At 38.4% G+C, this 11,771-nt stretch carries 12 protein-coding genes and 1 riboswitch; of the genes, 1 reads left to right on the forward strand and 11 read right to left on the reverse strand.

Annotation, left to right across the window (positions count from 1 at the left end):
* Positions 1 to 33: 33 nt before the first annotated feature.
* From HCJ30_RS10450 to HCJ30_RS10460, 3 genes are all read right to left on the reverse strand, one after another.
* Complete coding sequence (locus HCJ30_RS10450) at positions 34 to 756, reverse strand: LysM peptidoglycan-binding domain-containing protein (RefSeq protein WP_185392101.1); 723 nt, start codon at positions 754 to 756, stop codon at positions 34 to 36.
* A 319-nt stretch (positions 757 to 1,075) separates the two neighbouring features.
* Positions 1,076 to 2,479, reverse strand: a complete 1,404-nt coding sequence (locus tag HCJ30_RS10455; protein WP_185392102.1) for a RecQ family ATP-dependent DNA helicase — start codon at positions 2,477 to 2,479, stop codon at positions 1,076 to 1,078.
* Entirely contained in the window at positions 2,476 to 3,483 is a 1,008-nt protein-coding gene (locus tag HCJ30_RS10460) for a YpbB family protein (protein ID WP_185392103.1), read from the reverse strand. The genes HCJ30_RS10455 and HCJ30_RS10460 overlap by 4 nt, the downstream gene beginning before the upstream one ends.
* Positions 3,484 to 3,637: 154 nt before the next feature.
* Here HCJ30_RS10460 and HCJ30_RS10465 point away from each other — a divergent pair, with 154 nt between their 5' ends.
* A complete protein-coding gene (locus tag HCJ30_RS10465) occupies positions 3,638 to 3,862 on the forward strand; it encodes a ferredoxin (protein WP_185392104.1) in 225 nt (74 codons plus the stop codon).
* Between the two features lie 42 nt (positions 3,863 to 3,904).
* On the opposite strand, the gene ribU is transcribed toward HCJ30_RS10465, so the two are convergent.
* The 8 genes from ribU to lysA form a co-directional block, all read right to left on the reverse strand.
* On the reverse strand, positions 3,905 to 4,516 hold the full coding sequence (ribU, locus tag HCJ30_RS10470) for a riboflavin transporter RibU (protein WP_185392105.1): 612 nt from the start codon (positions 4,514 to 4,516) through the stop codon (positions 3,905 to 3,907).
* Between the two features lie 188 nt (positions 4,517 to 4,704).
* Positions 4,705 to 4,828: riboswitch (FMN riboswitch) on the reverse strand.
* A gap of 129 nt (positions 4,829 to 4,957) precedes the next feature.
* Entirely contained in the window at positions 4,958 to 5,476 is a 519-nt protein-coding gene (locus HCJ30_RS10475; protein WP_070234200.1) for an acyl-CoA thioesterase, read from the reverse strand.
* Positions 5,477 to 5,491: 15 nt separating this feature from the next.
* Positions 5,492 to 7,282 (reverse strand): ATP-binding protein, encoded by a 1,791-nt coding sequence (locus HCJ30_RS10480; RefSeq protein WP_185392106.1) that lies wholly within the window; start codon positions 7,280 to 7,282, stop codon positions 5,492 to 5,494.
* Between the two features lie 100 nt (positions 7,283 to 7,382).
* Complete coding sequence (locus tag HCJ30_RS10485; protein WP_008948281.1) at positions 7,383 to 8,099, reverse strand: response regulator transcription factor; 717 nt, start codon at positions 8,097 to 8,099, stop codon at positions 7,383 to 7,385.
* Positions 8,100 to 8,271: 172 nt separating this feature from the next.
* The gene (locus tag HCJ30_RS10490; protein WP_185392107.1) at positions 8,272 to 9,006 is read right to left on the reverse strand and encodes a pseudouridine synthase; all 735 of its coding nucleotides are present in this window, start codon (positions 9,004 to 9,006) and stop codon (positions 8,272 to 8,274) included.
* Between the two features lie 2 nt (positions 9,007 to 9,008).
* The gene (gene scpB, locus HCJ30_RS10495) at positions 9,009 to 9,605 is read right to left on the reverse strand and encodes an SMC-Scp complex subunit ScpB (protein WP_185392108.1); all 597 of its coding nucleotides are present in this window, start codon (positions 9,603 to 9,605) and stop codon (positions 9,009 to 9,011) included.
* Entirely contained in the window at positions 9,602 to 10,351 is a 750-nt protein-coding gene (locus tag HCJ30_RS10500; protein WP_185392109.1) for a segregation/condensation protein A, read from the reverse strand. The genes scpB and HCJ30_RS10500 overlap by 4 nt, the downstream gene beginning before the upstream one ends.
* A 15-nt stretch (positions 10,352 to 10,366) precedes the next feature.
* Positions 10,367 to 11,677: a diaminopimelate decarboxylase gene (gene lysA, locus HCJ30_RS10505; protein ID WP_185392110.1), complete on the reverse strand. Its 1,311-nt coding sequence runs from the start codon at positions 11,675 to 11,677 to the stop codon at positions 10,367 to 10,369.
* Between the last annotated feature and the right edge of the window lie 94 nt (positions 11,678 to 11,771).

Raw genomic sequence — 11,771 nt, forward strand, 5'->3', positions numbered from 1 at the left:
GAAGCGTTTCCCAGACCCATTCAGTGTTGTTTATTACTGTGGAATTGTTAGAACTGTGCCAACTGGTACATTGTTACTTCCCAGTCCATTGGCTTGTTTAATTTTTTCTACACCAGCAGCTGCTCCAGCTTGTCCATATGCGGAACGCGCAATGCTGTATAACGTGTCGCCAGCTTTAACGGTGTGAGAGCCACCAGCTTTTTTCTGTGTGGATTCACTTGCTTTTTTCTGTGCAGCTTTCTCTGCGGCAGCTTTGTCGGCTGCTGCTTTTTCTTCTGCGGCTTTCTTCTCTTCCGCAGCTTCTTGTTCTTTTCTTGCATTGGCAGCTTTAACAGCCTCTTCTTCTTGTGTTTTCTTATCTGCTGCTGCTTTTTCTTCGGCCGCTTTCTTTTCTTCCGCAGCCTTTTCTGCTGCTGCTTTTTCTTCTGCGGCTTTCTTCGCTTTTTCTTTATCTTCTTTCGATTGTGTGTTGTCAGATACATTGACAGTCGATTCTGTCTCTGTTTTTACTTCATTTGATGAACCCATGTTTTGTACTGTTACAAATACAATTACTATAACGATTGGAATTAATAAGAAAAACACAATCAATAAATTCAGTAATGGGTATCTAAAAATGGTTTTCTTTTTTACTTTTCTGCTATCAGAACGGGATAACATCGGCGGTTCATTATTAAATTCATCCTGCCCTTCAGCATTCATATCATAATCAGCCGGTTCTTCATATTCCCGTTTTTCTTTTCTTGTTTTTACCACTCAAAGTTCCTCCTTTAGTGCTTTCTAAAATTATCCTATGCACTATAATTGGCACAGAGAAGTGTTACATAAGATGTTAATAAATGAAATACCTTTGAAATAATTATACCCATAAAAACAACATACAACAATACTTAAAACGCTTTTTTAGAAAAAAAAGCAATAATCATTATAAATTAGTACTTCTGGCATATAACCATTCTTTGCTTTTTACAGATTACTGAACAAAATAATAACAATTTTTTCGCTATTAAACAAGTCTTTTTTTAGAAAAAATGTGAAACTATCTACTTTTTTGTCGAATTTCGTAACGCTAAAACTATTGCAGTAAATAAGCTAAATAGGTTTCCCATGTTGGAATTTCTTTTTGGGAGATTTTTTCTCGTTTTTCAAAATCGATTATTTCGGCACCATCCAAATCACAACAGTTATCTGCCGTGACTTCTAGTGGCGGTTCTTCAAAATAGCGCATAATATAATTACGACGGCAATCTTCAGCATGTAGGTAACCAATAAACTGCTGCAAATTAGCTCGCTTCCATTTTTTTCGGTAGTCCATTTTGGCGGTTAATTCTTGCGCGCTTAAACCACTCTTTTGGTAGTATTCGATGAAACGCTGCTCTGTCTCTGGTAAAGTTTTGCGTTGTTCTGGCGACAGGTTGATTAAATTAACGTCTGGTATATCTTGATCTGCTAGTTGCATTTGGATAAATTCATCACCATTCGCATATAGCAAAATAGCGATACTGTTCTGCCCATCACGCCCCGCTCTCCCAATCTCTTGCAAATAAGCCTCTAAATCGGCTGGCATATGGTAATGAATAACAAAACGAATGTCCGCTTTATCTATGCCCATTCCAAACGCGCTAGTCGCACAAATAATATCTAGTTGTCCATAAACAAATTGCTGCTGAATAACAATCCTATCCTCGGTCTCCATATCGCCATGATAATAAGCAACTCTTAATTCAGCAATTTCACTTAATTCATGTGCCACACTTTCGGCTAACTTTTTGCTTGAAAAATAAATAATCCCAGGCGTTTGAAGTTTGCTGATAAGCTCATATAAACGTTCTTTTTTCAGTTGCTGATTAGAAAATTTCTCTACTTGCAAAGAAATATTCGGTCGATTAACCGAGTAAATAATCTGTTCACAATCTGTTAGCTCTAGTTGCGTTAAAATGTCTGCCCGGACTTTCTTCGTTGCCGTTGCCGTAAGCACCATCGACACAGGAAAATTTGCTTCTTTAATAAACTGCCCTAACATTAAATAATCTGGCCGAAAATCATGCCCCCACTGAGAAATACAATGCGCTTCATCAATAACGAACAAGCTGATTTTTTGTTTTAAGAGCAAGTTTTTCACGGCTTCATTATTTAGCATTTCTGGTGATAAAAAAAGAAACTTATATAAATGAATGTTCGCAAGGATTTGGTTCTTTTCGTCTCGTTTTAAAAAGCTATTAAGCGCCGCCACTCGCTTTTCCCCGTGAGCGCGCATTCGTTCCATTTGGTCTTGCATTAATGAAAGAAGTGGCGATACAATCAACACTAAGCCATCCATCAAATGACCCGCTAATTGATAACAAATTGTTTTCCCAGTTCCAGTAGGTAACATCGCAAAACAGTTCCGCTTCGCTAAGGCCGTTTCAATGACTTCTTTTTGACCAGGACGGAACGCTTCAAATCCAAGATAGTCTTTTAATTCCTGTTCTAAATTCACTGCTCGCCCTCCCTACTAACAACCGCTAACCGAATTTGATAATAATCTAAGTCTGGGAATTCTGCTTTTATTTCACGAAGCAAATTCCATTCTTTCAAGTTAATTGTTTTTATAATAGACTCTTCTGGTAAATGTGGAACATCCGTATCCTTTAAAGTAGCCCGAATTTCCACAAAATGATCTTGAATGGTACTTGTTTTCAAACGACGTATTCGTTCAATCGCTTCTAAATCCGCCCCATTTTGCCAAAGTGTATAGGTTTGCATCGCCGAACTCGTCAGACCCGTTAATTCATCTGGTACAAAACTAACTAATAGAGGCCACTCATCCGGACACGCCTTCATCGCCATTAACAAACGATGGATTTCGTGCAGCACTTCAAAGTAAACATCCCACTTCTCTACTTGATACTTCGCGGCAATCTGTTCAGTCGTATACCCCATTAATTCTCCACCTGAAAAACGCTCTACTAAAAATTCCGGCCTAGCAACTGCTAATTTTCCAAACCAACGAATGAGTTCCGCATATAAATCTCCGGCTAAACCAGCCTTGTTTTGCTGCTTTAGCCAATGTTTAATAAACTGCTGCACTTTCTTATCACGAATAACAGGCAAATAATAGTTCTCTTGATGATGCTTATTACTAACCACTTGCACCGCGAGTCGCAAATGCGCAAAAAAATCAAACGCTTGCCGCTGCAACGTAAAACCTTGAAAAGCCGGATAAGCATTATCAAAAGTTCCCGCTGAGTTTTCCTCGCTAAGATAACCATTCTCCGTAGAAATAATCACCCCTTGCCGCACCAATTCCGCGAGCCGAAATTCCAAATAATTCGCCTTCAGATTGGGCACAAGTCCAAATAAATGTTGCATTTGAAAAAGATGGATATCTTGAACAGCTTGCCCCGTTCTCCGTCCCGCTAAAACCGTATGGATAAACGGTAATTTTCTAGGTGTTACACTTTTTTCTAAAATCGTCAGTATATAATTATCAAGCAAATCCAAGACATTTCCACCACCTTTTTTGTTCCTACAATCATACCACAGAAACACTTGTTCTACATTAGTTTTATCGAAAAAAACTTTTTCAAAATATGTTACAATAGAAAAAGAAAAAATCTGGCTTCAAATTGTTATTTTAGAAAGGAAGCGTAGAAAATTGAAGTATTCCCTTGTCGAAAAAGACACTTGTATCGCTTGTGGAGCTTGTTCCATTCATGCGCCCGATGTTTTTGATTATGATACAGAAGGTCTTGCCTTTAATATATTAGATGATAACACTGGAACAAAAGAAATCCCTGAAGACTTAGTCGAAATGGTGATTGACGCTGAATTTGCTTGTCCTTCACTTTCTATCAAAGTTTCCGATAGTCCATTTCATTAAAAAAATCCGGCAGCCCATTTAGAGGCTACCGGATTTTTATATTTAATGGCTTGTTTCTTGTTGTCTTTTTTCAAATTTGCGGCGTTCTTTTACAGTTTGATTTTTAGCAATCCATTTTTTCAATCTGGAGTATAGCAGTAAGAATACAGCACTGACGATGACTCCTTTTAATAAACTAAATGGTATAATCGCATATGTGACTAACCAAGCGACATCTGTATCCGCCGGAAGTCCACCAAGTTTAATGTAAAATGGTAATAAAATGAAATAATTAAATATCGACATTACAACTGTCATTACTAACGTTCCAATTGCTGTTGAAAGCACCATTCCTTTTGTTGAGCGAAACCAGTGAAATAAATAATAAATCGGTAATACATATACAATACCATTAATAAAATTGGATAATTCTCCAATCGGAACACCTACTGGACTACCTGACACAATATAAAGTAGCACATTTTTGATTAGTTCTACTAAAATCACTGCGAGTGGTCCGAATAATAAGCCACCAATCAAAGCTGGAATATCACTAAAATCAAGCTTTAAAAATGGTGCACTCGGTAGTAGCGGAAATTGTAGCATCATTAAAATAAATGCTAATGTACCAAGAACCGCCACACTTACAAAAACCTTCATTGAATAATTCTTCATTGTCATTTCTCCCTTGATGTTCACCAAGAAGCGAGGACGTCACTTAACGAATGCAACCCAAGCAAATAAAAAACCTCAACTAAAAAAAGTTGAGGGAGAGTTTGTGAATTAATAAACAAGAACTGAATACTCAAATAAGCATCACAGCTTGCTAACACATGCTCGTGAAGACAAACGAAAAGGTCTGCCAACATCTTCTCCCATCCAGACTATACTGTCGGTCCTGGAATTACACCAGAGTCAACTGCAAAAAAAAGCAGATCGTGGACTTTAACCACCGGTCGGGAATTACACCCTGCCCCGAAGATGAACGAATATTTTCTTACAATTTTCATTTTACCATGAAAAATTTTTTTGGCAAGTCCTTTTGTATGTTTTTTCACGTAAGCGCTTTCTTAGGCAAGTAAATAAAAACCAGACTAAACATCTGGTTTTTATTTATTACCACGGAATATCCGTAGACAACGATTCCGCTAATGATTGATTTTCTTTTAAGCGAATTTTACGTGCGATGCTTCTCGCTTCTGCTCCAGCGTGAATTCTTTTTTGTTCTTCTGTTTCTGGTTCAACAAGCGGCACTTCCACTGTTTTGCCGTCTGAATCTAACGCAACAAATGTTAAAAAGGACGTTGCGGCTAAATAACGCTCGCCTGTTTTTAAATTTTCCGCAATGATTTTAACGAAAATTTCCATCGAACTTCTTCCAGTAGAAGCAACATAAGACTCTAAACAAACGGAGTGGTCATTTTTAATTGGTTTTAAAAAGTCCACTGAGTCTGTTGAAGCTGTTACGATTTCTGTGCGACAATGACGGGATGCACTAATCGAAGCTGTGTCATCAATGTACGTCATCAATCTCCCACCAAAAAGGGTGTTATGGTTGTTCGTATCTGACGGGAAAACCCGGCTTGTTTTAATAACTAAAGATTCTTTACAAAATTTTGTTTGTCTTTTTTCCATGTTTTTCGCTCCATTCTATTTATAGAGAGGCAAGGTGATAATAAAATCTGATCCTTTACCAAGTTCACTTTCAACTGAAATTTTTCCGTTGTGTGCTTCTACAATGTTTTTCACTATAGCAAGGCCAATTCCTGTCCCCACTGCTTTACCACGTTTTCTCGCTTTATCCACTTTATAAAAACGTTCGAATAAGTATGGGATATCTTCTTCCGCAATCCCGCTACCATTGTCGGATACCGTAATAACAAGGTTACTCTGTTCCTCGTCAATGGTTTGTTTTAAAATTACTTTTCCCGCGTAACCTTCTTTACCGGTATGGCGAATCGCATTCATAATTAAATTAATTAATACTTGCTCCATGCGGTCTGGGTCATATGAATATTCTAAATCTGGCGTTTCTAATTCTAAGCCTAATTCCACAAAGTTCTCTTTTGCGAGCACGTCAAAATTAGAAATAACTTTCCGAAGTAATGGCGCCAGTGGTAATTTTTGATTATCCATTTGATTAAATCCAGCTTCCATTCTAGCAAGGTCCAGCATATCATTGACCAAGCGTCCGATACGAAGCGATTCATCATAAATGATTTGCGCAAACTCCCGCACTTCTTCATCCGACTGGGCAACCCCATCAATAATCGCTTCACTATAACCTTGAAGCATCGAAATTGGCGTTCTGAGTTCATGCGACACGTTATTAACAAAATCACTTTTCATTTTTTCCAGTTGTTTTTCTTCTGTCATATCACGAATAACTGCAACAATACTCCGCACATGTTCTCCCGTATAAAGCAACGTTAAAATCGCGACATACGTGCGGTCAGCGAATGTAATCTCACCCACTTGGGACTCTTTCTTTTCTAGCGTATCATTTAATAAGTCATTTAAGGCTACTGGAATCAGTACTTTTTCCGTATTTTCAGGAGAGAAGAACCAATTATGCAGAAATTCTTCTGCTGGCGGATTACTAAGGATAATCGTTTTATCCACGCTGAATTTAATGACGCCATCTGCCATTCCAACTAAAATATTCGATAGTTGCTCCTTTTCTTGCCTAAGAGCGCTAATATTGTACTTTAATTGTTTCGCCATATCATTAAACGCCACGCCGAGCTCCCCGATTTCATCATGCGTATAAGTCGGCACACGATTATCAAAGTTCCCTTTCGAAACAGCAATCGCAATCTTTTTCATTTCACGAAGCGGAAAGGCCATTCGGGAAGAAAAGACGAAAGAGAGGATAGAGGTTATAACAATCGCAATGACCCCAGAAATAATTAGCGTACTCATAGTCTTCTGGTTTACTTTCAAAATATCATGATACGATTGATAGACGTAAACAACACCCGTTTCGCCATTCGCTAGGGTAAATTTTTGGGCTGATACTTCGACTGGTAACGAACCGTCCCCAGTTTTAAAATTATATTTCATCGTGACACTATTATCTTTATCTAGCGCTTTGTCTAATGTTTTATCTTGAATTAATTTATTCGCCGATGCTGTGGAAACTGTATCCGGTGATTGCGATTGATAGATGCTTTTTCCATCCTGTTCAATAATTACACCCATCGTATCATCCAGCAAAATAAGTGCAGAATCATTTTTATTCTCGGTAGAAATTACTTCATCATTTTCTTTCATCACCGTAATAATACTAGATGTTTTTTCTTCCAATTCTTTAGTAATTCGGGTGATATTATTTTTTTCATAAATCATCGCAACGAGAAATCCAGAAATAACTAAAATCCCAATTAATAACAGGATGATCGTACTCCAAATTTTCCCAACGATACTATTCCAAATCTTCATCTTTTCTCACCTCGCTTCGAACAAAAAAATAACGAACAAAGCACGTGCGGCATAACACTTGCCGATTAAACGTCTTTGCCCGTTATCTTAGTCTGTTTTATTAATCTTCAGGAATTTCAAATTTATATCCAAGACCCCAAACTGTTACAATCATTCTCGCAGCGTCTTCTGATACATCATGTAGTTTTTCACGTAATCGTTTGACATGTGTATCAATGGTTCTTAAATCACCAAAGAATTCATACCGCCACACTTCTTTTAAAAGGGACTCACGATCAAACACTTTATCTGGGGATTTCGCTAAATAATACAGTAAATCATATTCTTTCGGTGTTAAACCGATTTCTTTCCCATCAACAATAACACGATGCGCTTCGTTATCGATTTTCAAATGTGGGAACGTAATAATATCTCCCGGTGTTCCGCCAGCCGATTCTTCCGAAGATTGTTTCGCACGACGAAGAACAGCCTTCACTCGCAGTACAACTTCTCTTGGGCTAAATGGTTTCACGATGTAATCATCTGCGCCCACTTCAAAACCTTGTACGCGGTTAGCTTCTTCTCCTTTAGCTGTCAACATGACAACTGGTGTCGATTTAAACTCCCTCAGTTCACGACAAACTTCAATGCCATCTTTGCCAGGCATCATTAAATCAAGTAGGATTACTTCATAATTGTTGTTTAGCGCCATGCTCAATGCTTGATCACCATCACTAGCTTCTTCAATACGATAGTTCTCTCTTTCAAGATACATCTTCAGAAGGCGGCGTATCCGGTCCTCATCATCCACAACAAGCACTCTAACTTGTTCACTCATAAGTACTCATCCCCTAACTCTCATTTACATAAAATGATCATTCAAATAAATGGAATCTTCCGTACCCACATACGAAAAAACCATACAATTGCCTATACCAAATTTCCTACGATTTAAATTATACATGTTTTTCACAAAACACGCTATTAGAAAGTATGTTTTGGCCGAAAAGTCACTTTTTATTTTTACCGAATCTTGCTTCTGTTTTTAATTGTTTTACTTCATGATGGGACAATTCTCGTCTTTCCCCTGCGTTCAAACCACGTAAATTCAAGAACGAGTATTCTTCCCTTGATAGTTTTTGTACTTCAAAACCAACTGCTTCAAACATTTTACGTACTTGGCGATTTCGCCCTTCGTGAATCGTGATTTCAACAATTGCTTTGTCTTTCGTTTTGTCAGAAGAACGCACTTTTACTTTGGCTGGCGCTGTTTTACGACCATCAATAACAACTCCGCGCTCTAATTGGCGAATCACTTCTCGTTCAGGAATACCTTTAATACGTGCAATATATGTTTTAGAAACTTCATTTTTCGGGTGCATTAGCAAGTTAGCAAAATCCCCGTCATTGGTCATTAATAATAAACCAGATGTATCATAATCAAGTCGTCCAACCGGATACAGTCGTTCTGGAATATCCGCAAAATAATCGGCTACGGTTGTGCGGCCTTTATCATCTGTTACAGCCGACACGGTTCCTCTTGGTTTATAAAAAAGGAAATAGCGGTGTTCTTCTTTTGTTAGTTGAATTCCCTCCACTTCGATTCGTTCCGTACCACTTACTTTTATACCTAATTCTTTCACTACTTTCCCGTTCACTGTTACCTTACCTTCTTGAATAAGCTTTTCTGCTTTTCTTCTTGAAGTAATACCTGCATTTGCAATTACTTTTTGTAAACGTTCCATTCTTATTCCTCCTCCTGTTCTTTACTTTGGTTAAACCGGTCAAAAAACAGGTCCATTTCGTTCTGATCTGGTTCATCTGCCGCTGGATCAGCAAGCTTTGGTAAATCCTCTAAAGAATTAAGTCCGAAAGCATCTAAAAACTCGCTTGTCGTAACGTAAAGTTTTGCCCGTCCAGCTCCGTCAACACGTCCTTTATCGGTTACGAGTCCTTTAGCAACAAGGGTTCTAATCGGACCATCTGTTTGAACACCGCGAACCTCATCGACTTCCATTCTTGTTACTGGTTGACGATAGGCAATAATCGCTAAAGTTTCTAATGACGCTTGCGATAAAACGGTATTGCTTGGAACTTCGACTAACTTCCGTAAAAATTCCGCATGTGCTTTTTTGGTAGCTAATTGAAACGATCCAGCTAACTCTAATAAAATAAGTCCTCTGTCTGCATTCCCGTTATATCGTTCACTTAAAAGCTCTAATAAATTGAGTGCTTCAATATGCGTGATTTCCATGACTTCCGTTAATTGCTCCGTGGAAAGTCCCGCATCTCCCGCAGCAAAAAGCAAACTCTCTAATACGCCTAATTGTTGTTCTCTGTTCACGATAGTTCTTCCCCTTTACCTTGCACATATAAATCCGCAAAACTTTCCGATTGCTCCACTTCGACTAATTTTCGTTTCATTAGTTCTAGTAGCGCTAAAAACGTAACGACTAGTTGTTCTTTCGTTTGTTCTTCAAATAGCTCGTCAAATCGTAAGCGGTGATTTACTTGTTGGTGTAATTTTCCTAAAACAGCATCCATTCTTTCGTCAATCGAAATTTCCTGTGTGGTAATTCGTGTATGAAGTGGTTTATTTAACTTTTTACGTCGTAGCATTTTGTTAAAAGCACTTAACATATCGTTTAAGGATACATCTAGTTCGGCTACTTTTGTTCCATCGTCGTATTCCGCTAAATCCATCGGTGGTTTGCTGAAATAAAAGCTACGTTCGGCCTCTTTTTCTTTTAGTTCTTTCGCGGCTTCTTTAAAACGTTTGTACTCCATTAGCTTTTCAACTAAAGCGTCCCGTGGATCTTCTTCCTCTTCTAGTGTATCATAATCGATTTCTAGTTCCTGCTTTGGAAGTAGCATTTTACTTTTAATGGCTAGTAACGTTGCTGCCATCACTAAATATTCACTAGCAACATCTAATTCCATTTCTTGCATTGTATGAACAAATTCCATATATTGGTCCGTAATTTCAGCCATTGGAATATCATAAATATCGACTTCTAATTGTCCGATTAAATGAAGAAGTAAGTCAAGTGGTCCTTCAAAAGCATCCACTTTAAAATTCATTTCTACCATATCTGTCCCGCCCTACTATAATGAAAGATCATTTTGCACTAAATTTTCATAGGTTTCGCGGGCAACGACTAATTTATCGATTCCGTTTTCCACAAAAACTACTGGTGGTCTTGGGATGCGATTATAATTACTTGCCATCGCATAACCATATGCACCTGTACAAAAGACTGCTAGCACTTCGCCGGCATTTGATTTCGGTAACGGTAAATCCCAAATTAACATATCTCCAGACTCACAACATTTCCCTGCGATAGCCACGGTTTCTTCTGCGACTTTTTCTGGGTTGGCTGCAAGAACAGCGTCATAATGCGCATCATATAGCGCTGGACGAATATTGTCTGACATACCGCCATCAACGGCAAGGTAATTCCGAATTCCTGGAACTTCTTTGCGCGATCCCACTTTATAAAGGGTTGTACCAGCTTCACCAACAAGCGAACGGCCGGGTTCAATCCAAATTTCGGGGATAGCGATATCATTACTATTCGCCACATCACGGACCTCATCCATAATCTGGCGCACATATTCACTCGGCTCTAGTGGCTCATCTTCCGCTGTGTAACGAACACCAAATCCGCCACCAAGATTCAGCACTTTGGAATCAAAACCAAGCGTCCCGTGCCACTCAACCAATTTATCCATAATCCGTCGAGCTGCTAATTTAAAACCAGTCGTTTCAAAAATTTGTGAACCAATATGACAGTGTAGTCCGATTAAATCAAAAGATGCACTTGCATGAAGTACTTGTTTAATTGCTTTCTCAGCTTGCCCATTAGTAAGACCGAAGCCAAATTTCGAATCATCTTGTCCTGTTAAAATATAATCATGTGTATGGGCTTCAATTCCCGGTGTCACACGAATTAACACAGAAGCTTTTTCATTTCGTTCTATTAATATATCTTCTAATAAACTAATTTCATAATAATTATCGATAACAAAACAGCCAATACCGTAATCAAGCGCCATATGTATTTCTTCTGCACTTTTATTATTTCCGTGAAAATGAATTCTTTCAGGAGGGAAATTTGCTTTAATTGCGGTATAAAGCTCTCCGCCCGAAACCACATCAAGCGACAGACCTTCTTCCGCCATCAGTTGGTAAATCGCTACAGCAGAAAATGCTTTACTCGCATAAGCCACTTGCGCTTTTACGCCTAACTCTTCAAAAGTTTTCTTAAATCCTCTTGCACGGTCACGGATTAGCGCTACATCATAAACGTAAAGTGGCGTACCATATTTTTCAGTAAGCTTTAAAGTGTCCACCCCTCCAATTTCGAGATGTCCTTCTGCATTTACATTCATTGTTCCAAGCCGTTCAAACGTCACGCCAATCCCACCTTTACATTATAGATTTTTAAAAGTTCTTTTATATAGTAGCACACTAAGAAGCCGAGCGACAATAACTATCTGAAAATAATAT

Origin of the sequence: Listeria cossartiae subsp. cossartiae (assembly GCF_014224155.1) — a bacterium.
GTDB classification, from domain to species: Bacteria; Bacillota; Bacilli; order Lactobacillales; family Listeriaceae; genus Listeria; species Listeria cossartiae.